The sequence below is a fragment of the Neorhizobium galegae genome (assembly GCF_017877055.1).
GTDB lineage: Bacteria > Pseudomonadota > Alphaproteobacteria > Rhizobiales > Rhizobiaceae > Neorhizobium > Neorhizobium galegae_D.
This window is the reverse complement of the sequence record NZ_JAGIPG010000002.1, coordinates 1-26967: the sequence shown is the minus strand read 5'-3', so window position 1 is coordinate 26967 and position 26967 is coordinate 1. Positions and strand designations below refer to the sequence as shown.

The following is a 26967-nucleotide window of genomic DNA, read 5'->3' as shown; positions in this document are numbered from 1 at the left end:
CTTTCTCTTGAGGGTTTGCCTGCATAGAAATCTCTCTTGCTGCACTCGCATGTCAGAGCGCGCTGTTTCGAGAAGGCTCCGCAAGCAGTTCGATGAAAGCTTCCATTTCAGATCACATCCTCGCGTCTGCCGGCGCACTTTTCTACCGAGAAGGTATCCGCGCTGTCGGCATCGACCGCATCATCGAAGAAACCAAGGTTGCCAAGGCAACGCTCTATCGGCATTTCCCGTCCAAGGATCATCTCGTGGCCGCCTATCTTCATGACCGCCACGAGCGGGTGATACGCTCTCTGGAAGAGGTCCTGAACGAAGTCCCGCGCCCGCGGGATCAGCTCAATCTCATCTTCGAGCGGCTGCATGAAAAGGCGGACAGCCCGGAGTTTCGTGGATGCGCGTTCGCCCTGGCAGTGGCCGAGCACGGGGATTCAGAACGGGTTGTTACCGTCGCGCGCGCCCATAAGGCAGCCGTCAGCCGGATGTTTGGCGCGCTGATGGAAAGGGCGGGCGTCGAGACGGCCCAGCCGGCCGCTCATCTTTCCCTTCTTTACGAGGGCGCTCTGGCGACAGTTGCCGTCGGGCGCGATCCCCAGGCTGTGCTGACCGCCAGGGAGTGCGCGCTTTTCGTATTCGATGCAGCGCGTCCTTAAACGAGGTCCTGAACAGGCGGAACATGGCAAAGGTTATTGATTACTTCTTCGGTATCGGCTCCCCGTGGGCTTTCATCGGTCTAGATGCCTTTTCGGAACTCGCTTCCAGGCATGACGCTGTGATCCGGCCGCACGTCATCTCACTGATCGAGGATAACGGTGGCATTTATTCGCGCAACAGGCCTGAAGCCAGGCGCGCCTACTGGACCGCGGACCTGAAGCGCTGGGCAGTTCTGCGCGGCAAAACGCTGAACTTCGAAAATCGCGCGGCCCTGTCCGACCCCACGCCCGCCGGCTTCATGGTCATCGCTGCCATCGAGGACGGCTTGGACTGGCTCGCGCTTACTCGCGCTCTGCAGACATCATTCTGGACGGACGCGGCGGATATCGGCCAGAGCGAGGTGCGTCAGGCAATCGCCACTTCGGTAGGGATCGACGGGACAAAGCTGGAAGAACGCGCCCAAACCGAGGGCACCCAATCGATCTGGAGATCCAACATCGAAAGCGCCAAGAACTCCGGCGTCTTCGGCCTTCCGACGTTTCGTTACGAAGACGAACTCTACTGGGGGCAAGATAACCTGCCCTTCCTTGAGCGCCACCTGAACGGCGAGAAGATCGCCGTCTGACGGCGCACCTGTGAAGCTCGGTACCGATCAATCTGCATCCGTGCCCGGTCGTGACGGCATGGCGCGATTTCGACTGGCACGGTCAGCGCCGAAAAGGACGTGAAAGATGAGTATCCTATCCGCCGAGCTATCGGGCCAATTGCTGGCGAGGTTCAGTGATCGCTTCTCCGTCTCGCTGACGCTGCGCGAGCAGCACGGCCGCGGCGAATCCCATCACACGCCGGCGATCCCGGATGCCGTCGTATTCGCGCAAAGCACCGACGACGTGGCCGAAGCCATCCGGCTCTGCGCCGCGGCAGGCGTGCCGGTCATCGCCTTCGGCGCGGGAACCTCGCTCGAGGGACATCTGACCGCGGTACGCGGCGGCGTATCGATCGATCTTTCCCAGATGTCGCAGATCATTCGTGTCAGCGCCGAGGATCTCGACTGCACCGTCCAAGCCGGCGTCACGCGCGAGCAGCTCAACGCGCATCTGCGCGACCAGGGCCTGTTTTTCCCGATCGACCCGGGCGCCAACGCTTCGATTGGCGGCATGGCGGCGACGCGGGCATCTGGCACCAACGCCGTGCGCTACGGCACCATGCGCGAGAATGTGCTGTCGCTGACCGTTGTGCTACCAGGCGGCCAGATCATTCGCACCGGCGGGCGGGCACGTAAATCATCTGCCGGCTACGACCTCACCCGCCTCTTCGTCGGCTCGGAGGGCACGCTCGGCATCATCACTGAAGCGACCTTGCGGCTCCAGGGTGTTCCGGAAACCATTTCGGCGGCCCTCTGCTCGTTCGAGAGCGTGGAGCAGGCGGTGAGCGCCGCGATCGCCATCGTGCAGCTTGCCATCCCAGTCGCCCGGATGGAACTGATGGACCGTGGCCTGATTGCTGCCGCCAACGCCTATTCAGGCCTGTCGCTCAAGATCGAAGATACCCTCGCCTTCGAATTCCACGGGTCTCCTGCCTCGGTTCAGGAGCAGGTCGAGCTCGTTGCGGGCATTGTGAAGGATCATGGTAGCAAGGATTTCGAATGGGCCAATGCGCCGGAAGAGCGAAATCGTCTCTGGAAGGCCCGTCATAACGCCTTCTACGCGGTCGTCTCGCAGAGACAGAATGCCAAGGGCTGGTCATCCGATGTCTGCGTTCCGGTGTCGGAACTCAGCGGCTGCATTTTGAAGACCCGCGCCCTGTTGCAGGACTGCAGTGTTCCGGCTGCCATTCTCGGCCATGTCGGCGACGGCAACTATCATGTGGTCTTCGCCGTAGATCCCGAGAACGAGGCGGAGCTTGCCGAGGTCGCGGCCATCAACAAGAAGATGGTCGAACACGCTATCTCCGTCGGCGGCACGTCGACCGGCGAGCACGGCGTCGGCACCGGCAAGATCGGCTATCTGCGTCAGGAACACGGAGACGCCGTGGAGCTGATGGCTCTGCTGAAGCACGCCATCGATCCCAAAGGCATCATGAACCCCGGCAAGATCCTGCCGGTGTGAGTGTTGCCGATCTTTCCACCCTTGTCGCGGGAGACGGTGCGATGGACGGTTTCAAACCCCACAGCTCTCATTGGGGTGCATTCTATGGACGGCATCGGGACGAAGCTCTCGAAATCCGTCCGCATCCCGCTGACCCGCACCCATCTCCCCTGCTCGGCAATCTGCCCGCAATCGCCCATAGCCCCGCCCGCATCCGGCGCCCGGCCATTAGGCGTGGCTGGCTCGAAGGCAGGCCCGATAATGCCGGGAAGCGCGGGAGCGATGGTTATGTCGAGGTCACCTGGCCGCAAGCGCTCGATCTTGTCGCCAGTGAGCTTCGCCGCGTTCACGGCGAAGCCGGACCGCAGGCCATCTTCGGCGGCTCGTACGGCTGGTCCAGTGCGGGGCGGTTCCATCATGCCCAAAGCCAAATTCACCGTTTCCTCAACGTCCTCGGCGGATATGTCAAATCGGTCAATACCTACAGTTCGGGCGCGGCGATGGTCATTATTCCGCATGTGCTCGGTCCTTACGACACTTTCGACCGAAAGAGCGTCACCTGGGACGCGATCGAGCGCAGCAGCGAGCTGATCGTTGCCTTCGGCGGCATGGCGGTCAAGAACACCGATGTCCATGGCGGCGGCATCAGCCGGCACGTCGTGCGCCCGGCGCTGAGCGGTGCCCATGCGCGCGGTGCGCGCTTCGTCCTCATAAGCCCGCTCAAGGATGATATTGCGACCGACCTCGATGCGGAATGGCTGCCGGTGACCCCGGGAACCGATGTCGCGCTCATGCTCGCAATCGCCTTCGTCCTCGTCAACGAGGGACGGCACGACCGGGACTTTCTCGACCGCTATACGACAGGCTATCCACGCTTCGAGGCTTATCTGCTGGGGCGCGATGATGGCGTCGCGAAGAGCCCACAATGGGCAGCCGGCATCTGCGGTATCGCTACCGAGACGATCGTGGATCTGGCGCGGCGCATGGCGAACGTCCGAACGCTGATCACCGTCAGCCATTCCTTGCAGCGCGCCGACTACGGCGAACAGCCAGTCTGGATGGGCATCGTGCTGGCGGCCATGCTCGGACAGATAGGCTTGGACGGCGGCGGCTTTTCCTATTCGCTCGGCGCGCTCGGCAATATCGGCAAAAGCCAGCTTGCCGTTCCCCTGCCGACGCTCAAGCAATTCCACAATCCGGTGCCGGATTTCATTCCCGTCGCACGGATCGCCGACATGCTGCTGAAACCGGGCGACCCGTTCCACTACAATGGCCAGGCTCTGCGCTATCCTGACATCCGCCTTGTCTATTGGGCCGGCGGCAACCCGTTCCATCATCATCTGGATCTCAACAGACTTCGTCAGGCATTCAAGAAGCCGGAGACGATCATCGTGCACGAGACGGCCTGGACGTCCTCGGCGCGCCACGCCGATATCGTCCTGCCCGCGACCACGACCCTTGAGCGCGACGATATCGGTGCGGCCGACCGCGATCCGATGATGATCGCGATGAAGAAGTTGATCGAACCGGTCGGCGAAGCACGCGACGACTACGAGATATTCGCGGATATCGCAGAGCGCCTCGGCAAGCGCGGCGAATTCACCGAGAACCGGTCGAGCCGCGAGTGGCTCGCTTTTCTATTCGAGACAACGCGCGCGGCACTCACCGCCGCGGGTCACCCGGCGCCGGATTTCGAAACGTTCTGGGAGAAAGGCGAACTGCAACTGCCTGTAAGGCCGGACGGTGGCGGCCCTGCGCGCGCATTCCGGGCCGATCCGGAGGCCAATCCGCTGCCGACGCCATCGGGCAAGATCGAAATCTTCTCTGAAACGATCGAGAGCTTTGGCTATGACGATTGCCGGGGCCACCCGCGCTGGTTTGAACCGGACCTGACGACAAAGGCGGTAGAGGGGCACTATCCCCTCTATCTTGTCTGCAACCAGCCCTACTCGCGTCTCCACAGCCAGCTGGACTATGGCGACTTCAGCCGCTCCACCAAGATCAACGGCCGCGAACCGGTACGCATCAACCCGGCGGATGCGGCACAGCGCGGCATTTCGGACCTGGATATCGTCAGGCTGTTCAACGCCCGCGGCAGTTGCCTGGCGGCTGCGGTGATCAGTGCGGATGTAAAACTTGGTGTAATGCAGCTTGCCACCGGCGCTTGGTTCGAGCCTGATGATGCGGATGCCGAGATGGCCATGTGCGTTCATGGCAACCCGAACGTCCTCACCCGTGATGTCGGCACGTCTCAGCTTGCCCAGGCCTCGACCGGGCAACTGACAAAGGTCGATGTCGAGCGCTTTGCCGGCGAATTGCCGCCCGTGCGCATCCTCGACGGAATGACGTTCATCGACGAATAGGCTGGCAGTGGCAATACCCCCCAGCGGGCGAAGGGCCACTGGAAATCCTCATCCTCGTGCTTCAGATTGCACTGATAAAATAATCTACTAACTCGATAGAAAAAGAACAACCAGTCTTTCTCGAAATCGTTCCGCTCCCATAGGCTCCTGTTCGTACTCAGCCCGGTAACCAAACAGGACCGCTTCATGAACGACCGCTCTTTCCGCTCCCTTCTTTCCCGGCGTCGTCTGCTGACCGCCACCTCTGCATTGGCATTTGCCGCTCTGGTCGCGACAGTGAATGTAGCCCCGGCATTGGCTGAGGACGGAGCGCATGATGGCGGAGACGTCGTCTTCCTGATCGACTCCCTCGGAGACACCTGGATCCCCAACAACAGCGCGATCTCCAGCTTTCAGGGCCATATCTGGGGCCATGTGACCGACAAGCTTCTCTATGTCGATGCCCACGGCAAGGTCAGCCCGTGGATCGCCGAGCGCTGGGAGCAGAACGACAGTGCGACCGAATTCACCCTGCATCTGAAGACCGGCGTGACCTTTTCCGATGGCAGCCCGCTCGATGCTGCAGCCGTCGTCGCAAATCTCGACATCTGGTATGCCGGGCGCAAGAGCGAGGGCATCAATCCGATCGGCCTGTTCCCCAAGACCTATGATCATGCCGAAGCCGTTAATGCGACGACCGTGAAGGTCTTCTTCAAGAAGCCGACCCTCGGCTTCATCCCGACGCTCGGCTACCACGGCTCGATTCTCATTTCCCCGAAGACCATCGCCTCGCCGGCAAGCGCCCAGGCGGACTTGAGCAAGACCTCCGGCAGCGGCCCTTATGTCGTCGAGTCCTGGAAGGAAGGCGACTACGTCAAGCTCGCCAAGCGCAAGGACTACAACTGGGGGCCGGCAGCGGTCGGCCAGACCGGCCCTGCCCATCTCGATACGATCACCTACAAGCTTGTCTCGGAACCGTCGCTCCGCGTTGCGGCAGTTCAATCCGGCCAGGCCGACGTCGGCTACAACGCATCGCCTCAGGAACTCGAGTCCCTCAAGTCGGAAGGCCTCACGGTGGCGACGCCCCGCTATCTCGGCTTCGTCAATGGCTGGGCGGTCAACACCAAGCTTGCTCCCTATGACGACGTGAAGGTCCGCCAGGCTCTTCAGGCCGGCATCAATCGCCAGGAAATCATCGACACCGTCTATACGCCCGACTGGAAGCTTGCGACGTCGTTCATCCAGAGCAACGTTCCGGGAGCAACCGACCAGAGTGCACTCCTTGCCTACGATCCTGACAAGGCGGAGAAGCTTCTCGACGAGGCCGGATGGAAGAAAGGCCCGGGCGGTATCCGCGTCAAGGATGGCAAACCGCTGTTGCTGACGCTGAACTCGAACCCCTATCTCGCAACATCGAAGTCGATCGACGAACTGATTTCGCAGCAACTCGGCAAGATCGGCTGGAAGGTCGATATCCGCGCCTATGACGTCGTCACCTTCGGCCAGAAGGTCAAGTATGGCGGCGCCGGAGTGCCCGCCTATGAGGTGACGCGCTCCTTCATCGACGCCGGCACTGTCGCCAGCATTCTGACCAACGCCAACAATGGCGAAAACTGGTTTGCCCTCGACGAGAGCGACAAAACCCTCAACGATCTGCGCGACAAGATCGCCGGCGCCGGTTCCATCGAAGCGCGCAAGCCGCTTCTCGACGAACTGCAGAAATACGTCCTCGACCAGGGCTATTTCATTCCGCGAACGCAGATCGTCCAGCGCATCTATGTGCAGTCGCCGAAGCTCAAGGGCGAAGTCTACAACGGCGTCGCCTATGCCAGCTACTACACGGCGACGAAGAGCAAATAGCCCGGCCATTCAACAGACACAGAGGTGATTGGCATGAGCAAAGCCTATTTCAACTATGCCGGAAAACGGCTGCTGCAGGCGATCGTCGTGATCCTGCTGTCTTATGTCTTCACCTTTGTCGTCGTCAGCATCCTGCCCGGCGATCCGATCACCAACGTCCTGAACAACCCTCAAAACGGCTTCACGCCGGATGAGATTAAGGAGATCATCGCTGCGCAGGGCTTGGACAAGCCGATCCCCGTGCAGCTCTGGAACGCCTTTTCCGGCTTCTTGACCGGCGATCTCGGCCTGTCGATGCGGACCAACAGGCCGGTGGCGACGCTGATCGCCGAGGTTCTGCCGTCGACGCTCGTGCTCGCCTCGGCGGGCCTTGCGGTTGCGCTTTTGCTGGCAGCGATCATCGCCTACGGCACACAGTTTCTGCCGCAGCGGTTTGGCCAGGGTCTGCTGCGCGGCTTCCCCTCGCTGTTCCTGTCGGTTCCGAACTTCGTGATCGGCCTAGTACTGATCCACCTCTTCGGTTTCCAGCTGGGCGTTTTTCGCGTCATCGAGCCCGACAGTTTCTGGGCAACGCTCTTCGCGGCGATCGCCCTCGGCATCCCGATCTCGGCGCAGATTGCCGAAGTGCTGATTGCCAATCTCGACCATGAGTCCGGCCAGGACTACGCCACCGTCGCGCGCGGCCGGGGGCTTAGCCAGATGCGGCTCTTCGTCAAGCACCTGCTGAAGCCGTCGTCGCTGCCCGTCATCACCGTCGTCGCTCTGACGATCGGCGAGTTGCTCGGCGGGTCGCTGATCACCGAGACGGTGTTTGGCCGGAACGGGCTTGGCAGCCTGGTGCAGCGGTCGGTCAGCACCCAAGACCTGCCGGTTCTGCAGGCGGTCGTCTCGCTCGCCGCGGTGGTTTTTGTCGTCGTGAACCTGATCGCCGACTTGACCTACCCGCTGCTCGATCCCCGCGTAAAACTTCTTGGCACGCAGCAGCGTCGCCCGACGACCGCTGACGACAGCTCTCTTCCGATCTCCAAAGCGGTGACCCCATGACGCTCGCCTCTATTTCTTCCACACCACGTGCGACGCTTGTCGACCGCCTGACGGGCCTGCGCGTGCCGCCGGTCGTAGTCCTCTCGTTCCTGGTCGTCGCTCTGGCGATCGCCTGGTCCTTGGCGCCTGGCCTGTTCACCGGCTACGATCCCGTGAGCGGCACTCCCGCCCAGAAGTTGCTTGGCCCAAGCGCGGCGCATTGGTTCGGCACCGATCATCTCGGCCGCGACCTTTACGCCCGGATCGTCTATGGCACGGCCTCATCGGTAGCCAGCGCACTAATCGCGGTCGTGATCGGCGTTGTCGTCGGTGGAATTATCGGGCTGCTGGCCGGTTTCTTCGGCGGCTGGGTGGACACGGTCTTTGCCCGCCTCGTCGATGTCTTGCTCGCGATCCCCAAATTCCTGCTTGCCGTCATCGTCGTCACCGCAATCGGTTTCGACACGACGAATGCGGCAATCGCAACAGGGGTCTCGGCCGTCGCTCTTTTCGCCCGGGTGATGCGCTCCGAAGTCATCAAGACGAGGCAGGCAACGTTCGTCGAATCGTCCTTCCTTCTCGGCGGATCGCGCTGGCATATTCTATGGCGCCACGTACTTCCGAACGCATCCCGATCGGTGTTGCCGCTTGCCGTCCTGCAATTCGGCGACTCCATCCTGGTGATCGCCAGCCTTGCTTTCCTTGGCTATGGCGACCCGCCGCCTGCTTCCGACTGGGGCCTGCTGATTTCGATCGGCAAGGATTACCTCAAATGGCCCTGGCTGGTTTACGCCCCGGCCCTCGTCACGATCGCAACCGTTCTCTCTGTAAACAGGATCAGCCGATGGCTCCGCAAGACAGACTGACCACGTTTTTGAATCGCCCATCGTCCCCCTTACTGCGGGCCGAAGGATTGTCGGTGGCCTACGGCACCCACAGGGTCGTGACCAATGTCGGCTTCGAGCTTGGACGCGGCAAAAGTCTCGCGCTGATCGGCGAATCCGGATCGGGCAAATCGACCATCGCCCGCGCCGTCCTGCGGCTGCTTCCCGCAACGGGACACGCCACTGGCCGCGTCGAATTCGATGGCGAGGAGCTTCTGGGGCTTCCGGGGCGCCGCTTCCGCCCGTTCAGGGGACGCAGGATCGGCTTCGTGCCGCAGGATCCCGGCAATTCCCTGAACCCGGTTCGCACCATCGGCGCGCAGGCGATGGAAGCTGCCTCACTTCTGGACGAACCGCACAAGGCGCTTCGCAAGGCACTCGTTCTGGAGACATTCGCGCAGGTCGGGCTCGACAATCCGCAGCGTGTCTACGACTCCTATCCGCATCAACTTTCCGGCGGCATGCTCCAGCGCGTTCTGATCGGTCTCGCCGTTCTGCCGCGGCCGTCGCTGCTGGTCGCTGACGAGCCGACCTCCGCACTCGATGTGACGATCCAGAAGCGTATTCTCGACCTGTTGTCGAAGTTGCGGGAGGAGCTGCAGATCAGCCTTCTCCTGATAACCCATGACCTGGCGATCGCAGCCGAGCGCGCGGATTCCATTGTGGTTCTCAAAGACGGCGCCATCCAGGAGGCCGGCAGTACCGCTACGGTATTCTCCGCCCCTTCCTCGTTCTACGCCAGAAAACTGCATGGCGATGTGCCGGCGCTCAATCCTGACCGTTACAGGCCGTTGCGAGAGCCCGGCTTCCGGCACCTTGATGCCAGGCGGGAAAAGACACCGAAGATCGAGGTCCGCGGCGTAACGAAGAACTTCACCGTCGACGGCAAGGTTCTGACCGCTGTCAACGACGTCTCGTTCGACGTTCAGGCGGGAACGACGCATGCGCTGGTCGGGGAATCCGGATCCGGGAAGACAACGGCGATCCGGCTTCTGCTCGGGTTGGAGCAGCCCGATACCGGAAAGATCGCTGTTGGCGGCGAACAGGTCAACGGCAAGTCACCCGAACAGCTGCGCTCTGTCTGGCGGCACCTGCAGCTCGTCTATCAGAACCCCTTCACATCGCTGGATCCGACCTGGAACGTCGAGAAAATCGTGCGCGAGCCGCTGGACCGCTTCAAGATCGGGACAGATCAGGAACGGGCACTCGCGGTACGCAAGGCGTTCGCAGATGTCGGATTGGGCGAGCATCTCTTGTCCCGCAAGCCCGCCGCCTTGTCCGGCGGCCAGCGCCAGCGCGTTGCCATCGCCCGGTCGCTTGTCCTGAAGCCCGATGTGATCGTGCTTGACGAACCCACCTCGGCGCTCGACGTCAGCGTTCAGGCCGACATCGTCGAAGTGTTGCTGTCGCTGCAGGTCAAGCTCGGCCTCACCTACATCTTCGTTTCGCATGATCTGGCGCTGGTGCGCCAGCTTGCCCACACGGTCTCGGTCATGCAGCGCGGACGCATCGTCGAGCACGGTACTGTCGGAGAGATCTTCGACACGCCCCGCCAGCCCTACACCCGCTCGCTGCTGGAATCGATCCCATCAGGTGCCGCGCGTTTTGCGCGCACCCAGCCCCTGCAGCAGCGGCAGATCTTCAACGAGGAAAAGATCGCATGACCGTCATCACCCCCGCCCCGGCAACGTCCGCGTCATTCCGTCCGAAGAAGCGGCTCGGGTTCAACACGCGCGTCTCGTTCAACGATGAATCCGGCCCCGCCCACGGTTTGCGGGAGGGAATCGAGCTCTTCAAGGCGGCCGAACGCCTGGGCTACCAGTCAGGCTGGGCCTATCAGCGGCATTTCGACCACTATCTATCCTCGCCACTGCCCTTCTTCGCCGCGGCAGGCCAGCATACCAGCCATATCGTGCTGGGCTCGGCCGTCATTCCGATGCGCTATCAGGATCCTATTCTGCTGGCGGAAGCGGCAGGCACGACCGACCTCCTGATCGGCGGCAGATTGGAACTGGCTATCTCGACCGGCTCGAACGCAGCCTTCGATGCCGTCTTCGGCACGGTCGAAACCGATGCCCGAACGGAAGCCAGGCGCCGTCAGGCGCGTTTTCTCTCCGCGATCTCCGGCGAAATTCTTCACACCGTCGCAGAACCCGGCCAGGGTGCCGCAGAAGGCAGCCAACTGAGGGTGACGCCGCACAGCCCGACCCTTCGCTCGCGCATCCGCCAAGGTTCCGCCAGCCTTGGGTCAGCGATCCAGGCCGCCGAACTCGGCATCGGGCTGATCGCCGGAACCGTACAGCACGACCACGCCGAGGGTGAGAGCTTCGGAAACTATCAGGCCCGTTGCATCGAGGCTTTCCGGACAACCTGGCGAAAAGAGCGGACAAGCGAGCCGCCGCCTGTGGCCGTGGCGGCCTCGGTCCTAGTCGGCACGACGCCGGACCTTCGCGAAAAATATGCAGCCTATGATCTCGAGCGACGTACCCAGGGCATCGCCGCATCGCGGCCGAAGGGCGCTCTCGAACCGAGCTCGCGGACCAACCAGCCGCCGGGAAACCAGATCTCGCCGGTCTTCCACGGAACACCGGACCAGGTAATCGAGGCAGTGCTCACCGATCCGGGCCTGGCAGCGGCCGACGAGATCGTTCTCTTCCTGCCGCCGGCCTTCGGCCTTGCCGAGAATATCCAGCTGCTGACCGACCTCGCAGGGACTGTCGCCCCGAGCCTTGGCTGGTCGCCTGACTGGTAAAACCGACACCGGACTTTGAACGCCAATAGCCGCGGATTAGAGATATTTTCTATAGTTTCGATAGAAATAGAAAGACCTGTCTTCCTTAGCCTTTCTCTGCCGCCTAACTTTCGTCCACCATCGACAATCAGAGGAGCTCCCATGTCCGCGGAATTCATCAGCGTCAGCTTTCCGAACGCCTCAAACGACCTCAACCCCATCCCGGATGCTCCGGTCGATCCCCGCTATCTTGAGCGATACTCGCGCGCCCTCGACGACTACGGCTTCAACTATACGCTGATCCCATACTCCTCTTCATCCTTCGACCCTTTCACGATCGGCGCTACCGTTCTCGCGCATACGAAGAACATCAAGATCATCGTCGCGCTGCGGCCCAACACCGTCTACCCGACGGTCGCGGCCAAATCGCTTGCCACGCTTGACCAGTTGAGCGGCGGGCGCGTCGTCGTCCACTTCATTGCCGGAGGCAGCGACGACGAGCAGGCGCGCGAGGGCGACTTCCTCAACAAGGAACAGCGCTATGAGCGGCAGGAAGAGTATATCCGTATCCTGCGCCTTGCATGGAGCTCGACCGAGCCTTTCGATTTCGATGGCAAATACTACCAGTTCAAGCAATTCCGCAGTGCTGTGCGCCCGACAAACGGTCTGATCCCGATTTCGCTCGGTGGCTCATCGGATGCGGCCTATCGCATCGGCGGTTCGCTCTGCGATATCTTCGGGCTCTGGGGCGAGCCTCTGGCGGAAACCAAACAGCAGATCGATCGCATCTATGCGGAAGCTGCAAAGGCAGGCAGGCCGGACCGACCGCGCATCTGGGTGACGTTCCGGCCGATCGTTGCGGAAACCGACGAACTGGCCTGGGAGAAGGCGCATAAAGTTCTGGATCGCCTGAATGAGAACCGCCAGAAGGGGCTCCACCGGGCGCCGATCAACGCCCCGCCGCCCGCCAATGTCGGCTCGCAGCGGCTGCTCGACATCGCCAAGCGTGGCGACGTGCATGACCGGGCGCTCTGGTATCCAACCGTCACCGCCACCAATGCCAGCGGCGCGACCACGGCGCTCGTCGGCTCGCCGCGCACCATCGCCGATTCGATACTCGACTACATCGATCTCGGCGCCGATCTGATCTCGATCCGCGGTTACGACAATTACAACGACGCCGTCGACTACGGCCGCTACATCCTGCCACTCGTGCGTGAAGGCATACGTGAGCGGGAAGAGACGAATAAGAAGGCCGCAGCCTGATGATCGCGCGCGACACGGCTTTCGACCCAGGCCTGTTGAGTGCGACGACGCGCGCTCTAGCGGACGCAGCTCCCGAGGCGGACCGAACCGGGGATTTTCCCTGGACTGGCATCCGGGCGGTTCATCAAAGCGGCCTGCTCGAAAGCACTGTCGCGACGAGATATGGCGGCGGCGGCGCAAGCCTCTCCGAGGCCGCGACGATACTTGCAGCGCTCGGGCGGGGTGATCCGTCGGTCGCCCTGATCAGCGCGATGACGATCTTCAACCATCTCGGCCAGTCGACGAAGAGCCATTGGCCCGAGGACCTCTACAAAGGCCTGCTTAAGCAGGCCAAGCAGCATCCGCTGCTGCTTAATGCCGCGCGTGTCGAACCGGAACTCGGCTCGCCCGCCCGTGGGGGGTTGCCGGCGACGGTTGCCCGTCGTACCGCATCCGGCTGGTCGATCACCGGCCGCAAGCGGTTCGTCACCGGCGCGCACGGTCTGACCCATTTCCTGGTCTGGGCACACACCGATGAAACACCCGCCCGCGTCGGAACATTCGTCGTTCCGAACAAGCTTGCGGGCATTCGCGTCATCGAGAACTGGAACAGCCTTGGTATGCGCGCCTCCGGCTCTCACGATGTCGAATATACCGATGTCGAGATCCCGCTTGAGGATGTCATCGATCTGGTCGATCCCTCCGTTGCACAGCAGGACAACCGCGCCCACGCGGCAATCACGCTGGCGCTGACCGCGCTCTATCTTGGGGTGGCCGAAGCGGCTCAGGAGGCGTTCATCCGTTTTGCTCACGAGCGCGTTCCGACCAACCTTGGCCATCCGATCGCCCGCACCGAACGCTTCGTGACGCTTTCCGGCGAAATCGACCTTCTCGTCTCCGGCGCCCGGCAGGTCATTTTCGATACCCTGAAAGACAAGCAAGCCGAGGCCGAAAAACACATCCGGGCCCGGCTGATTGCCGGCCGGCAGCTGCGCGACGCGGTGCAGATTGCCGTGCGCGGCATCGGCAATCCCGGCCTTGGGAACGAACTGGGGCTTGAGCGCCATTTCCGGGACATTCAGTCGGTGCTCGTCCACGCCCCGCAGGAAGACACGTCCATTTCCATTCTCGGACGCGCCGCCTTCGAACGTTGGAAGAGCGAAAAGGACACGCCATTGGCTCCTCCGGTCAATCTCACCGTATTGAAGACGGCCTGATCATGAAGCGCTACATCATCATCGGCGCCGGGGCAGTCGGCGCGAGCCTTGCGGCCGAGTTCCAAACGCATGACATCCCCTATGTGCTCGTCGGACGCGGCGCCCAGATTGCCCATATCGCCACCCACGGTCTCTCATATCGCCGGCCGGGCGGACACCGCGTGCTCAGGCTCAATACTGCCGAGACAGCCGCCCCACCGGCGCTCCAACCAGGCGATATTCTGGTCCTTGCGGTCAAGGCGCAGGATGTCGAATTGGCCACGGAATCGTGGGCCTGGCGGAAAGTCGAAGGTGCAGGCTTTGCATTTCAACTGCCCCTCATGACGTTGCAAAATGGACTGGCTGCGGAAGACATCGCGCTGCGGCGTTTCGATCGCGTCTATGCGGCCAGCATTCGTATTCCGGCGCGCTACACCGTCACCGGCGAGGTCGTCGTCGGTGGCGAGCCGAATGTCGGCATCGTCGCGCTTGGACGCTACCCTGAAGGACTCGACGATACGGCTTTGTCGATCGTCAAAGATTTGTCGAAGGCCGGCTATCTTGTCGAAGCGCGGCCGGACATCCGGCGATGGAAGGCAGCCAAGCTGGAGCACAACGTCACCAATGCGGTCGAGCTTTTCGCGGGCGCTCCCGAGCTCCGCTCAAAGGCCGCAGCCGGCCTGGCGCAGGAGGCACGAGCTGTTCTGATTGCCGCCGGTTACGATCCCGCCGCCCCCTCGGAATGGAAAATCGACATTTCATCCTGGCGCGTCGCACCGGAGAGCGGCATCGAGCCCGGCCAGCAATCGACCTGGCAAAGCTTCACCCGCGGCACTTCGAGCGAAGTCGATTATCTGAACGGCGAAATCGTCCGGTTGGGTCGCATCCACGGCGTCGCGGCACCTCTCAACACCGCGTTCCAACAAGCAGCAGCGAGGCTTGCGCTAGAGGGTCACGCGCCGGGCACCAAGGGTATCGACGAGATCCTGGACGGCGTTGTCTTATAAGGCGAACGAAGCTTTAAGAATGCACCGAGAGGAAAATCATGAGAACACCAAAGATCATCGGGATTGCAGGGAGCTTCAACCGGCCTTCGAAAACTCGGTCGCTGGTCTGCCATGTCGCCGAAGTCGTAAGCGACCGGTATGGCTTTAATGTCGACGTCTACGACATGATTGATGTCGGGCCATCGCTTGGCGCTGCCCTTTGGCGCAAGCAACTCGATGAAAAGGCACAACATGTGCTGCAAGAAATTGCCGCCGCCGATGCACTGATCATCGGCGCGCCGACTTACAAGGGCTCGTATCCGGGCCTCTTCAAGCACCTGATAGACCTTATTGATCCGCATGAACTGAAATCCAAGCCAATCCTCATCACCGCAACGGGCGGCGGCAATCGTCACGCGCTGATGGTGGAGCACCAACTTCGCCCCCTGTTCGGATTCTTCATGGCTCACACCCTGCCAACGGCCGTCTATGCATCGGATCATGATTTCCTCGACTATGCTGTTGCATCGGAGCACCTCAGCAAGCGGATCGATGAAGCCGTGAGCGAGATGGACGTCTTTTTCCCGGGACGAGTGCCGACGTACGAAGCCGCCGAGTAGACACCACACCTCATCGAATGCTGCGCTTGGATGGTAGGAGCTTGCGGGCGCCTGGGCTTTGCATACCTATGTGGAGCTTCCCTTTGTACAGCGATGGGGTTTCCGAAAAGCCCCGGCGGTTCCGCCAGTAGCAATTCCGGATGTCAAACTAGGTTCAGGATGCGACGAATAAAACCCGCGGATACAAGCATAAGAAGTGTATTGGACGGAACCAACCCGGTTTCCCAAGGTGGAAAGGCCTTCCTATGAGTGCCTATGTCGTTGTCGAACTGATCGTGAAAGATGAGGAGGCCCGCAAGCGCTACGCCTCCCAGGCATCGAAGGCCGTCGCAAAATTCGGGGGGACCTTCGTTGCCCGCGGTGATTGGCAGATACTCGCGGGCGAGGCCGGACATGCGGCAGGGGCGATACTGGAATTCAGCGATCGGGAACGGGCCTTGGAATGGTACAATTCGCCAGAATACCAGCTATCGATCGCGGACCGAGAGAAAGCCCTGGACTGCCGATTCCGGCTTCTTGAGTAGAGACGGACCAGCCCGGTTCCACGCGGGTACCCGTTAGGAGACAGGTTGGTCGGCGGCCTGTCGTTGGTTCGACAGGTTCAGCTCTCTCACTCGATTGTCGAGCGAAAGCGGTACTTGAGGCGATTGGCGCCTTGTGTCGTTTTGCATTTAATCGGGCTCTCCTCACTTTGTGTGGAGCCGTGGCAGCATTCATGCCTTCAGCAGTTAGGGACCTGCCCTACCATACATCGATCGCTTGAGGGCCTTGAGCGGTTGATCTGGCCTTCGGCCTGTCCGTTGCTCCAAGGTAGCTCGATGGCGTTGTTGACGGCATCGAGGTCCCTGCGCAGGACGCGCCGGGGAACGGGCAGCGAGTGCTACGTGCACACGTGTGACGCGCTTCTCGGATCCGGCCTAAAGGCCAGGCCACATTCCACCGTCAAGTCGCAGATTTGCCCCAGTGATATAGCTCGCGCGCGGGCTTGCGAGGAAGGCGACGGCATCGGCGATTTCATCCACTGTCCCAACTCGCCCAATCGGCACCTGCGCGAACATTGGCAGTGCGATCTTTTCGATTTCGTGCCATGGCGCATCCGGCGCAAGCCCTCGCGTAAGGGCCGCCTTGCGGAAAGCCTCATCCAGACTGACGCTGTGAATAGTTCCGGGCGAGACAGTATTCGCCGTAATGCCCTCACTCGCGACGGCCTTTGCCAACGAGGCGGTCATTGCAATCATCGCCGCCTTGGCTGCAGCGTAGTCTGGTTTTTTGGACGGAGGCATCAAACCCGCGAGGCTTGAGATGTTTATGATCCTTCCCCACTTCGCAGCCCGCATGTTGGGCAGCAAGCGAGATGTCACCCTCACGGCGGCTAGTACATTCCGATCATATCCGCTCGCCCATGTCTCGGATCGCGTCGTCGACCAGTCCTCCGACTCACCGGAACCACCTGCATTGTTGATGAGAATGTCTACAGGTCCAACGAGAGACTGCGCTTCATGGACAAGGTGCTGGACCTCGTCGTCTTTCGTCAGATCACCGACAACTGCAACGGCGCGCCCACCTTGGGTACGGATGTTGTGAGCAACCTCTTCGGCTTTATCTTTGTTGCGGCCGTGAACGATCACGATTGCACCTTCGCGGGCGAGTGCTTCAGCGATTCCTTCGCCGATGCCCTTGCTGCTGCCGGTCACCAAGGCCACCTTGCCCTCAAGTTTTAGATCCATCACCAGTTTCCTACCTTCTCACGAGAACGCAACTAAAGGACAGGACAGTGAATGAGGCAATTACGCACCTGAAAGTGCCTATGGAATTGGAAGACGATAGAAGTGTCTGCCTCGGCCCCGATGGTTCGGTCGCTCACGTAACAAGGACACTTGAAATAATCGGCGGCCGATGGAAACTTCCAATCTTGTTCCGTCTTTTTGAAAAAGCATCGATGCGAACTTCGCAGCTGTTACGTGATATCCCCGGTATTTCGCAGAAAATGCTAACGCAACATCTACGAGAGCTCGAAGTCGATGGCCTTGTGATGAGACACGATTATCAAGAGAAGCCTCCCCGTGTTGAGTATGAACTTGCAGCTTCTGGGCGCGACCTGATGCCGGTTCTCATGGCAATGAGGGATTTTTCGCGCCGACATCCTCAAGGCTAGGGAAGGGGCCAAGTTTGTGGAAGCCGGATCTTGGTAGCCGAAGTTCAATCGGAAGCTGGCGACGGAGAAAACATACGGGGAACTTACAACGTTCGCGATGGCTCTAGCTGGAGACCAGCCTCAGGATAGACGCTCAGAAGGATTCGTCAGTAACGCGTGGCCCGAAGCGAGGTAGCGTCTTATGCCTTTGCATTCCACCTAGGACATGTCGCCCAGCCTTTCATCAAAGGAATGGTGGTGCGTGATCGCTTTTGGCCAAAGCCAATCCGGCGCCAGGGGACGAAACTAGACGAGCCCGGCGATGAGTTGATGTCGGTGCGGCGGGCGATTCAGATTGCGGGGAATGCCGCCAAATTGGCGAAAACTTGTCGACTTAGTCGATGTAGGAAAGATCGCGCTCACCGAGCGCGATCTTCTTTGGTGGACTGCCGTGGCGGGACCTCAACCGGCATTCGTCAAGGAATATGCCCCGTGCCGTTCCATATAAATGGCTGCGAACAAGCCGAGCCTCAGGGTTGGTCAGATCCGGGCGCCACCCGTCGCATCGATCATCTGGCCCGTCGTCCAACGCGCATCGTTCGATGCGAGGAACGCAATGACATCGGCGACGTCCTCCGCCTGTCCGACACGCGAGAAGACCGAGAGTGCCTCGGCGCCGGCGCGAGCATCCGGCGATGCCAGCCACTCGGCATTCATATCCGTCTCGGTTACACCCGGCAGTACGGCATTGACCGTAATCCCGCGCGCTGCAAATTCAGGCGCCAGCGCCAGTGTCAATGTCTCCAGCGCCCCCTTGGAAGCCGCATAGGCGGGATGGGTCGGCGCGGCGATCCGCGTAAACCCCGTGGAGACATTGATGACGCGGCCGTTGTCACGAATGTGCTCGGCCACTGCCTGGATCAGGAAGAACGGCGCCTTGTAGTTGATCGTCATCACCTCGTCGAAAGCAGCTTCGCTTGTCTGCTTCAACGGCAGTGCGGGCGCGATGCCGGCATTGTTCACCAAAATATCGAGAGCTGGCGAGCCCGTCTCGGTACGCGCAGCTTCGCTGAACTGAGCCCAGAGGCTGTCGGCCGCGTCCTTGCCCTGTCGGAGATCGGCCTTCACAGCGACGGCCTTGACGCCAAGCGCTTCGATGTCGCGTACGGTGGCATTGGCCGCATCCGCGTTGGCGGTGTAGTGTACGCCAATCAGCGACGCACCCTCCTTAGCAAACGCTAGAGCGACCGCCCGGCCAATACCGCGCGAACTTCCGGTGATGAGGGCTACCTTTTTTGCTAGTCTTTGGGACATGGATCACTCCGTTGCTAAATTAAATAGTGATCTCTATAATAAGAGCGGAAAGCAGCCTGTCAACAATTTTATAGGGGTCGCTATTTTAATGACGAATCCAGTCCGCAAACGAGGCAGACCGCGCGTGCTCGATCGCGACGTGGGGCTTGACATCGCGGCACGCTTGTTCTGGGAACGCGGCTACGAAGGGACCTCGACCGCCGACCTCACGAAGGCCATGGGGATCAATCCGCCGACACTCTATTCGATGTTCGGCTCAAAGGAGGAATTGTACCGCCAGGCGCTCGACTTCAGCATTGCCCGTGAAAACAGCCGCCGGTTGGAAATCCTGCGATCCAACCTTCCGGTTCGCGAAGCCCTGAGTCTCTACCTTTACGATATAGCCGATGGTGACACCCAGCCGAACAAGCCGCGAGGTTGCATGGTCTCGACGGCCGTCCTGCAGCACGCAGAAGAAAACGCGTCCGTCGCGCGAATGACCGCGGCCCTGCGCGAGGCGTCAATCCAGACCCTCAAAGCCCGCTTCGACCGAGCCGTCGAGGAAGGCGAGTTGCCGGCGCAAGCCGATACCGATACGCTTGCGCGCTTCTACGGTGCGATTATCCAGGGCATGTCCGCACAGGCCTGCGATGGCGCCTGCAATGCGCGGCTGAAGGCGCTGATCGATCTCGCACTCACGGCTTGGCCTGGGAAGCGTAGCACCTAGCGGGAGTTGGAGTTGATCATGTTCGGTTGGCTGCCCGGCTGGTGCGGTCTGTGGGCAGACGAGACCACTCGGATGAACCCCGTGTCGTTCACCTAGGTGCTCTCGCCGCCTCCCCAGTAGCTGTCGATGATGTGCTGGCCGTTGTTGACGATACGCTGACCGACTTCGGGATCGCCGCCTTGCAACGTAACAGGATCGTCACCGCATAGGCGGACGAATGTCACCTGCTGAACCGTAAACATGAAATATTCCCTGCTGGTCGGCTCGAATTCCAGCCCCGCCTCCCTGAATCCGTCAGCGACTTCGGAAACCGCGTCGTCGATCGCCTCGAAGACCTTGTCTAGCATGGAACGCTCTGCCGCCTCCCGGATTTCGAGGTACTTCCGCTGTTCGGGCGTCGGAACGGAGCAGGTCTTCTCGGTCATCTCTTCTCCGTCGGTCGTGGTTGGCGAGCCTGGCTTCCGTACTATGTCTATTGGAAACGCAGGAGATAGCGAATGAAGGTCCAAAAGTTCAGCATTTCGGACGCAAAGCTGGTCAAGTCGCCGGGACAGGATGCCGAAATCTATGTCGGAAATCTGGTCGACGAGAAGAACGGCGGCCCAGTCACGATCGGCTACGGCCGCTATGCCCCCGGACAATCGCTCACAGAGACGATGGCGGTGGACGACACGATGATCGTCCTCGAGGGACGATTGTCCGTATCCACAAGCGACGGCACTGTCACCGCGGGACCCGGCGACATCGTCTACATGCCCAAAGGTCAATCCGTGACAATCACTACCGAAGGAGAGGGCGCGACGACGGCCTACGTCACATATCCGCATTGGGCTGAGGCTCACCAGAGCTGAGCGGGGCCTGTCAATAGTCCCCGCGCCTCCTTCTGATCTCCCGGAGCATTCGCAGGTTCTCTCTGGCCTGCGCCGCATTAATGAGCGCTTTCTCCTGGTTCATGAGCTGCTCGCGGTCACGACGGTGCTGCTGCATGTACATGCAGTTGCTGTAGTCTCGGTACTCGGAGCAGCGGCGCCTATCGCTGTAGTGATCTTCTCCGGCGGTCGTGCAACCAGCCAGCGTCAACACAACCAGGGCCCCGCCCCAGATTGACATAAAGGTCTTCTTCGGGTTGAACATGGTCATCATCATTCTCCACTTGCACCCATTCGCTTAACCGGGTTGATTTTCAGGCCCGTCCAGTGAGCGGCGAAAGCCCACATGTCGGCGTGCTGAGCAATGACCTTGTCGAGCGGCATGCCTGCGCCATGGCCAGCCCTTGTCTCGATACGGACCAGTCGCGGTTTCGACCCGAGGTCGGCGGCCTGCAGCGCAGCGATGTATTTGAACGTGTGAGCCGGAACGACGCGGTCGTCGGCATCGGCTGTCGTCGCCAGGATTGCCGGGTAATTTTTGCCTTGCTTAATCGTGTGATAGGGCGAGTAGGTCATCAGATTGCGAAAATACCGCTCTTCGGACGGACTGCCAAATTCGCTGATCCAGAATCCGCCGGCCGTGAACTTGTCGAAGCGCAGCATGTCCAAAACCCCGACGCCCGGCAGCGCGACGTCGAACAGCTCGGGCCGCTGATTGGTCACCGCCCCGACTAGAAGCCCCCCGTCGGACTCACCCTGGATGGCGAGACCCTTCAATGACGTGATGCCGGTCTTTTTCAGGAACTCACCGGCAGCAATGAAATCGTCGAACGCGTTCTGCTTTTCGGCGAGCTGTCCGGCGCGATGCCACGCCCTGCCGTGTTCTCCGCCACCGCGGATATTGGCGATTGCCAGTACCCCGCCCTGTTCCACCCAGGCGAGCTGGATCGGGTTGTAATACGGCACTTGCGGGATGCCGAAACCGCCATAACCATAGAGCAAGGTCGGCGCGGCCTCGGTAACATCCTTGCGGCGCACCAGAAATAGCGGCACCTCGGTGCCGTCCTTGGAGCGGTAGAACCTTTGTTCGACGGCGATCTCATCCGGGTCGATGGGCGCTTTCGGCTCCGCCCAAGGCGTCATCGTATTGGAGGCCGTGTCGTAACGATAGATCGCTGTCGGCGTGTCGAAACCGGTGAAGCCGAAGAACGCCTCCGCGTCGCCCGGACGTCCCTGAAACCCACCCGCGGTGCCGATACCCGGCAGCGCGGCCGTCCCCTCAGGGGTGCCGCTCATGCTGAAGCGGCGGATTTCCGTCTTGGCATCGACCAGGTAGCCGATGAAAAGCTTACTCCCGAGCAGGGCGGCATCGTTCAGAACCGCGTTGTCGGCATCTTCGGCGACGATCCCAACTACTTTCGGATCAGGCTCGCCCAGGTCGAGCGACACGACGCGCCGGCGCTCGGCGCCATCGGTGGTGACAAGAATGAGCTTGCTGCCGTTATTTCCGATGACAGACCATTCAGCCTCCATGTGCGGCACGATCGTCTGCGCTTTCCAGTCCCTGGAGGCGAGATCGACAACGGTGAGCGCATTTTCGTTCGTACCCGGCGTCGAGGAGATGGCGAGATAACGACCGCCTTCTGCACGATCGGCCACATGCAACAGGCCCGGTCGATCGGGTGTGGAATAGATCAGGCGATCTTCGGCCTGAGGCGTGCCGAGCTCATGGAAATAGACGGCGTGATTGGCGATGGCCGCGCCGGCCGCGCCTTGAACGGGTTCCGGCATGCGCGAATAGAAGAAGCCCGAGTTATCCGGAGCCCAGCTGATACGCGTGAACCGGGCCCAGTCGATGACATCCTGAAGCTCTTTACCGCTCTCTACGTCGAGCACACGGATGGTCCGCCAGTCGGTACCGCCCTTCTGCACGCTGAAGGCCAGGTGACGACCGTCGTCGGAAACGCTCCATTCGCCGATCGCGTCGGCGTTGTCGTCCGACCAGCCATTGGGATCGATCAACAGACGGGCTTCGCCCACGGCACCATGGCGGACATATAGGGAGGGCTGGTTCTCGAGGCCCTTGTTGAAGGTAAAGAAATATCGATCGCCACGCTTCCGAGGGACCGTATAGCGTTCGTACTCGAACAGGGCCTTCATGCGCTTTTCAAAGATGTCGCGGCCGGGAAGCGTGTCGAGATGAGCTCGCGTCACCTTGTTCTGCGCCTCGATCCAGGCGGCCACGGCCTTGTCGCTGGATGCCTCGTTTTCCAGCCAGCGGTAGGAATCCACGACGGTCTGGCCGAAATGCTGCTCGGTCACGTCGAAGCGCTTCGTATTCGGATAGGTGATCTTTGACATTCCATCCTCCGAGGGTTGGGCCGACACGCTGTTGAACTGGACAACCAGCGACAAGGCGATGGCGGTGGATGCCTTCATCGATGTCTCCTCGCAAATAATCATGCCGGACCCCGCGTCCCGACAGGAGGAGAGCAATAATGGCACTTAGTGTCATTATTGTGGCTGGGGAAAACTCCGACATCCCAACGGATGATGTTTAATTATCTTCACAAAACGGCACTCGTTGACATATAAGGTTTGGTAAGCTTCACTCGGAGATCTCGATGAGCAGGACGATTCGGGAAGGCGCACATATCGACGTGGCGCGAAGCGCCGCGCGTCTTTTTCTTGAAAAAGGTGTTGCGGGCACCGGCGGCGAAGAAATCGCCGAGGCGGCAGGCATCTCAAAACGGACCCTCTGGCGCTACTTCCGCACCAAGGAGAGCTGCATCGAGCCGCTGTTCGCTCTGACGTCGCAGCGCCTTGCCGAAAAGCTGAAAAACTGGCCCCTCGATATTTCCGTCGAGCGGTTCCTGGAGCTTGCCTATGACTTCAGCAAGATCGACGCCCAAGAAATCGAGGACGGCAAACTTGTCGTGCACCTCATCGCTCGGCTGGAGGAAGAGCCCGCACTGCTTGAACCCTTTTTCATGGCGACACGAATGACGGAAGTCACGATGGCGGGCGTGATTGCTTCGCGGCTTGATCTTTCACCGACGGATTTCGAGGTGCGATTATGCGCCGCCACTGTTGCCGCAGCCATGCGGATCATCGACGAGACCATCAGCAGGGCAGCGGTAAAATACGGACAGATCCCCACTCTTGCGGAGACCACCGACCGGCTCGCGCAGGCGATCCGCCGCGCCAGCACCTTGCCGTTCTGCGATCCGATTACACCGCGACCGCGTTGATCGGCGTGGCCGTTGTACACTTTGGAGAAGTTCAGTCGCTTTTCATGAGGCGATGGCACGCATGGCGACGTTGTGGCTGGCGTAGAGCACAGGTCCGACTCATTCGGCTGCCGGCCACACCCCGCCCCTTATCACCAAGGCAGCGGGCGTCCCCGCCAATCGAGATACAGGTTTCGCCCTGTTCCCCTGTGCGCATTCAGCACCTCCACCATTCCTTTGACGCTTTCTTCGACGGAGATCTCAGCTTCGACGGTGCCGTCCAGCGTCCCCATCGCGGTTGCCGCCCATCCGGGATGGATGGAGAGAACCGTTAGATGGGGATGATCTGCATGGAGTGTCCGCGCGAGCATGTTCAGGCCTGCCTTGCTTGCCCGATAAAGATCAAGCTTCAGTCCGGGCTCGGTGTTAAGCCCGATGCTGCCGCGGTGGGAAGACATCACGGCTATGGTCCCTTGTCGCTTTAGTCGATCGAGCAGGCGATGCGCCAGCCGGATTGGCCCAAAGCAGTTCGTCAGCATGATTTCGGCAAATTCCGCGTCCGTTGCTTCGACAACTGAGCCGTGAACAGGTCCGAAGATGCCAGCGACCAGAAAGATCACGTCAAAGGTCCCATCGACTTCTTCCCTTAAGGGATCGATCTGATCGGCGCGGGTAACGTCCACATGCGCAACACGCGCGACTTTCTTCAGCCCGGTCACGTCAGCGCCGTGGCGTGCAGTTCCGGTGACGTCCCAGCTATCGAAGTTAAGCGCCTCGGCAAGACCGAGGCCGAGGCCGCGTTCGGCCCCGATGATGAGAATGCTTGGCATGTTCCTGTCCTTTACAATGCAGTGAACCCACCATCCGCCATGACGAGAGCACCCGTCATGAAAGCGGATGCGGGAGAGGCGAGAAAAGCGATGACTTCGGCGATGTCCTGGGGCTGGCCGACCCGCCCGATCGGATGAGCGGCACCGTAGCTCGCCAGCGTGGCACGACTGTCCGAAACGATGCCATCGAGAATGTCCGTTTCGATGACGCCGGGGGCGACGGCGTTGGCGCGAATGCCGAAGGCACCGTATTCGACGGCGATGACCTTCGTGAGTTGTACGATCGCTCCCTTGCTCGCCGCGTAGACTGAGGTGTCTTTCATCGCCACCTGAGCGACGATCGAGGCAACGTTGACGATGACGCCGCCCTGCCCTGCGAGCATCGCTTTGACGGCTTCGCGGCAATGAAGGAAGGTACCCCCGCGCGTTGACGGACATGATCTTGTCCCAGTCGGCCACGCTCATATCGGTCAGGGCACGATTCATGGTGCGACCCGCGTTGTTCACGAGAATGTCGATAGCACCGAAGCCTTCCGTCGCAAGGCCGACGCTGCGGATAGCCGTCTCTTCTTCGGCGATGTCACCTGCCAATGTCAGGATATCCTGCGCTCTCAGCTCATGGACTGTCTCGCTGATGTCCGTGGCTACCACACATGCGCCTCTGGACTGGAGCGTCAAAGCTGTTGCCCGTCCGATGCCTCGGGCGTCGCCTGTCACCAGCGCGACCTGCTTTTCGAGTGTCTGGTGCATTTCGATCTCCTTTCGCAAACAAGGCTACGGCGGTTCCGAAGACGTGATAATCCAGAGAATATTTACAAGATTACGTAGCTGTGCTTCGTAATGGGCATGAGACCCGTAGACTTCGCCCGCATCCGAACATTTCTGGTGGTCGCCGAAACGCTCAGCTTTTCCAAGGCCGCCGAAGAGCTCGGCATAACGTCATCAGCTGCCAGCCAGACGATCAGAGCGCTGGAAGCCGATCTTCGGCAGCAGCTTTTCCAACGCACAACCCGCACGGTCGTGTTGACCGAAGCGGGCGCCTTGCTGCGAGACCGGATGCGTCCGGCCGTGGCCGATGTGGAGGTGGCGCTTACCCAGAGCAGGAATGCCGCTGGACGACCCGCAGGCACCGTGCGCATCCTCTCGTTTCGTTCAGCGGGCGAGAGGTTCATCCTGCCCGTTCTACGCAACCTGCGTCGAGATTACCCTGAGGTCCGGTTGGACATCACATTGGACGATGAACTGACTGATCCGGTTGCAGGCGGTTTCGACATCGCCCTAAGGATCGGCGAGGTCATCAACCAAGACATGATTGCGCTGCCCCTTGGCGGTGAACTCCGGCAGATTGCTGTCGCATCTCCAGACTACATCGCTCGGCACGGTGCTCCCGAACAACCACGAGATCTTCTGTCCCATGATTGCGTCTGCTGGCGATGGCCCGGCCAGCAGCATCCGTTTCCGTGGGAGTTTTTCCAGGATGGCCATTGGTTTTCGATTAGCCCTCCGGCTGGCTTGGTCGTCAATGACAGGCGCGCCGCTTTGCACTTGGCTGCCGATGGTCTCGGGGTTGCGTTCTGTATCGAGGATACCGTCAATGACCTGATCGAAGCAGGCAAACTTGTGCCTCTTCTGGTTGAGTGGAGCAAACCGTTTCCTGGCTTTTTCCTCAGTTACTCACGTCAGCGGCATATGCCAGCTGCCACGCGGGTGGTAATCGATGCAATCCGGGCCGGATATCCTTGATTCAAGGCGGCGCAAGATCCGGTGGCGTTCGGGCAGGCCCTGTGCGGTACGATCCGGAAAGTGGTACTGGAAAACGCGAACCAATAGGCGCTCCTGCTTCAGGATCTACGATGAGCGCGTCTGCGCCAGTCCACCGGGACCAAGGGCTTGAAGGGACACGAACGACCGATTCCGCTATTCCACAATCGTGCTCTTGAAGGGAGTCGAACCTGCAACCCGCACATTTTTCCCGTGGCTGGCCGCGGGCTGCGTCCCCTCGCTCTAATCGAAGGATATCTACTGTAACTGAGAATACGGCGTCGTTTGCGGCCAGTCACCTCTTCGATTATTTCGAAATGGTCCAAATCGGCGAGTGCTGCATTGGTCATCGTGCATGAAACGCTCGCACGCATCCAAGCAGTCACCAAATTCCAGCGGTTTCCGAGCCTGGAAACGCAAAAATCCCGCAGCGTGTGAGGCTACGGGATCGCAGGGATTTTTGGTTGCGGGGGCAGGATTTGAACCTGCGGCCTTCAGGTT

General features: G+C 60.7%; 25 protein-coding genes and 2 pseudogenes. 19 read left to right on the top strand and 8 right to left on the bottom strand.

Features of this window, described 5'->3' with window-relative positions:
- The first annotated feature begins 92 nt into the window (after positions 1-92).
- The 14 genes from J2857_RS10370 to J2857_RS10305 all read left to right on the top strand — a co-directional run bounded on the left by J2857_RS10370 (position 93) and on the right by J2857_RS10305 (position 16146).
- A complete protein-coding gene (locus J2857_RS10370; RefSeq protein WP_210010137.1) occupies positions 93-647 on the top strand; it encodes a TetR/AcrR family transcriptional regulator in 555 nt (184 codons plus the stop codon).
- A 23-nt stretch (positions 648-670) separates the two neighbouring features.
- Positions 671-1273: a 2-hydroxychromene-2-carboxylate isomerase gene (locus J2857_RS10365; RefSeq protein WP_210010136.1), complete on the top strand. Its 603-nt coding sequence runs from the start codon at positions 671-673 to the stop codon at positions 1271-1273.
- A gap of 106 nt (positions 1274-1379) precedes the next feature.
- Positions 1380-2756: an FAD-binding oxidoreductase gene (locus tag J2857_RS10360; protein WP_210010135.1), complete on the top strand. Its 1377-nt coding sequence runs from the start codon at positions 1380-1382 to the stop codon at positions 2754-2756.
- Positions 2757-2797: 41 nt separating this feature from the next.
- Positions 2798-5098: a molybdopterin guanine dinucleotide-containing S/N-oxide reductase gene (locus tag J2857_RS10355; protein ID WP_210010134.1), complete on the top strand. Its 2301-nt coding sequence runs from the start codon at positions 2798-2800 to the stop codon at positions 5096-5098.
- Positions 5099-5284: 186 nt separating this feature from the next.
- Positions 5285-6937 carry an ABC transporter substrate-binding protein gene (locus J2857_RS10350; protein ID WP_210010133.1) on the top strand — a complete coding sequence of 551 codons (1653 nt, stop codon included), beginning with the start codon at positions 5285-5287 and terminating at the stop codon, positions 6935-6937.
- Between the two features lie 33 nt (positions 6938-6970).
- A complete protein-coding gene (locus J2857_RS10345; protein WP_210010132.1) occupies positions 6971-7981 on the top strand; it encodes an ABC transporter permease in 1011 nt (336 codons plus the stop codon).
- Entirely contained in the window at positions 7978-8826 is an 849-nt protein-coding gene (locus J2857_RS10340; RefSeq protein ID WP_210010131.1) for an ABC transporter permease, read from the top strand. The genes J2857_RS10345 and J2857_RS10340 overlap by 4 nt, the downstream gene beginning before the upstream one ends.
- Positions 8805-10508: an ABC transporter ATP-binding protein gene (locus J2857_RS10335; protein WP_210010130.1), complete on the top strand. Its 1704-nt coding sequence runs from the start codon at positions 8805-8807 to the stop codon at positions 10506-10508. Before J2857_RS10340 ends, J2857_RS10335 begins: the two co-directional genes overlap by 22 nt.
- On the top strand, positions 10505-11596 hold the full coding sequence (locus tag J2857_RS10330) for an LLM class flavin-dependent oxidoreductase (protein ID WP_210010129.1): 1092 nt from the start codon (positions 10505-10507) through the stop codon (positions 11594-11596). Before J2857_RS10335 ends, J2857_RS10330 begins: the two co-directional genes overlap by 4 nt.
- 141 nt (positions 11597-11737) lie before the next feature.
- Positions 11738-12841 (top strand): LLM class flavin-dependent oxidoreductase, encoded by a 1104-nt coding sequence (locus J2857_RS10325; protein WP_210010128.1) that lies wholly within the window; start codon positions 11738-11740, stop codon positions 12839-12841.
- Positions 12841-14037 (top strand): acyl-CoA dehydrogenase family protein, encoded by a 1197-nt coding sequence (locus tag J2857_RS10320; RefSeq protein WP_210010127.1) that lies wholly within the window; start codon positions 12841-12843, stop codon positions 14035-14037. Before J2857_RS10325 ends, J2857_RS10320 begins: the two co-directional genes overlap by 1 nt.
- A gap of 2 nt (positions 14038-14039) precedes the next feature.
- Positions 14040-15023 (top strand): ketopantoate reductase family protein, encoded by a 984-nt coding sequence (locus J2857_RS10315; RefSeq protein WP_210010126.1) that lies wholly within the window; start codon positions 14040-14042, stop codon positions 15021-15023.
- A 38-nt stretch (positions 15024-15061) separates the two neighbouring features.
- Positions 15062-15622 carry an FMN reductase gene (gene msuE, locus J2857_RS10310; RefSeq protein WP_210010125.1) on the top strand — a complete coding sequence of 187 codons (561 nt, stop codon included), beginning with the start codon at positions 15062-15064 and terminating at the stop codon, positions 15620-15622.
- A gap of 245 nt (positions 15623-15867) precedes the next feature.
- Positions 15868-16146, top strand: a complete 279-nt coding sequence (locus J2857_RS10305; RefSeq protein WP_210010124.1) for a DUF1330 domain-containing protein — start codon at positions 15868-15870, stop codon at positions 16144-16146.
- 393 nt (positions 16147-16539) lie between these two features.
- On the opposite strand, the gene J2857_RS10295 is transcribed toward J2857_RS10305, so the two are convergent.
- Entirely contained in the window at positions 16540-17349 is an 810-nt protein-coding gene (locus J2857_RS10295; RefSeq protein ID WP_210010123.1) for an SDR family NAD(P)-dependent oxidoreductase, read from the bottom strand.
- Positions 17350-17396: 47 nt separating this feature from the next.
- Here J2857_RS10295 and J2857_RS10290 point away from each other — a divergent pair, with 47 nt between their 5' ends.
- Positions 17397-17777, top strand: a complete 381-nt coding sequence (locus J2857_RS10290) for a winged helix-turn-helix transcriptional regulator (protein ID WP_210010122.1) — start codon at positions 17397-17399, stop codon at positions 17775-17777.
- A gap of 519 nt (positions 17778-18296) precedes the next feature.
- Here J2857_RS10290 and J2857_RS10285 read toward each other — a convergent pair.
- Positions 18297-19070, bottom strand: coding sequence for an SDR family oxidoreductase (locus tag J2857_RS10285; protein WP_210010121.1), 774 nt, complete (start codon positions 19068-19070; stop codon positions 18297-18299).
- Positions 19071-19158: 88 nt separating this feature from the next.
- On the opposite strand from J2857_RS10285, the gene J2857_RS10280 reads away from it, so the two are divergent.
- Positions 19159-19776, top strand: coding sequence for a TetR/AcrR family transcriptional regulator (locus tag J2857_RS10280; RefSeq protein WP_210011633.1), 618 nt, complete (start codon positions 19159-19161; stop codon positions 19774-19776).
- 92 nt (positions 19777-19868) lie between these two features.
- Here the strand turns inward: J2857_RS10280 and J2857_RS10275 are convergent, their stop codons facing one another.
- Positions 19869-20201: a hypothetical protein gene (locus J2857_RS10275; RefSeq protein ID WP_210010120.1), complete on the bottom strand. Its 333-nt coding sequence runs from the start codon at positions 20199-20201 to the stop codon at positions 19869-19871.
- 72 nt (positions 20202-20273) lie between these two features.
- Here J2857_RS10275 and J2857_RS10270 point away from each other — a divergent pair, with 72 nt between their 5' ends.
- The gene (locus J2857_RS10270) at positions 20274-20627 is read left to right on the top strand and encodes a cupin domain-containing protein (protein ID WP_210010119.1); all 354 of its coding nucleotides are present in this window, start codon (positions 20274-20276) and stop codon (positions 20625-20627) included.
- Between the two features lie 10 nt (positions 20628-20637).
- Here the strand turns inward: J2857_RS10270 and J2857_RS10265 are convergent, their stop codons facing one another.
- Together J2857_RS10265 and J2857_RS10260 are read right to left on the bottom strand one after the other, a co-directional pair.
- Positions 20638-20916, bottom strand: coding sequence for a hypothetical protein (locus J2857_RS10265; RefSeq protein ID WP_210010118.1), 279 nt, complete (start codon positions 20914-20916; stop codon positions 20638-20640).
- A 2-nt stretch (positions 20917-20918) separates the two neighbouring features.
- Positions 20919-23084: a prolyl oligopeptidase family serine peptidase gene (locus J2857_RS10260; RefSeq protein WP_245363279.1), complete on the bottom strand. Its 2166-nt coding sequence runs from the start codon at positions 23082-23084 to the stop codon at positions 20919-20921.
- Between the two features lie 185 nt (positions 23085-23269).
- On the opposite strand from J2857_RS10260, the gene J2857_RS10255 reads away from it, so the two are divergent.
- Positions 23270-23896 carry a TetR/AcrR family transcriptional regulator gene (locus J2857_RS10255; protein ID WP_210010117.1) on the top strand — a complete coding sequence of 209 codons (627 nt, stop codon included), beginning with the start codon at positions 23270-23272 and terminating at the stop codon, positions 23894-23896.
- A 131-nt stretch (positions 23897-24027) separates the two neighbouring features.
- Here J2857_RS10255 and J2857_RS30910 read toward each other — a convergent pair whose 3' ends face one another.
- The 3 genes and pseudogenes from J2857_RS30910 to J2857_RS31485 form a co-directional block, all read right to left on the bottom strand.
- Positions 24028-24705 carry an SDR family oxidoreductase gene (locus J2857_RS30910; RefSeq protein WP_245363277.1) on the bottom strand — a complete coding sequence of 226 codons (678 nt, stop codon included), beginning with the start codon at positions 24703-24705 and terminating at the stop codon, positions 24028-24030.
- Between the two features lie 11 nt (positions 24706-24716).
- Positions 24717-25112: pseudogene (locus J2857_RS31240) on the bottom strand (SDR family NAD(P)-dependent oxidoreductase); the annotation flags it as partial.
- A gap of 25 nt (positions 25113-25137) precedes the next feature.
- Positions 25138-25455, bottom strand: a pseudogene (locus tag J2857_RS31485) (SDR family NAD(P)-dependent oxidoreductase); the annotation flags it as partial.
- Between the two features lie 96 nt (positions 25456-25551).
- On the opposite strand from J2857_RS31485, the gene J2857_RS10245 reads away from it, so the two are divergent.
- On the top strand, positions 25552-26448 hold the full coding sequence (locus tag J2857_RS10245; protein ID WP_245363275.1) for a LysR family transcriptional regulator: 897 nt from the start codon (positions 25552-25554) through the stop codon (positions 26446-26448).
- The last annotated feature ends 519 nt before the right edge of the window (positions 26449-26967 follow it).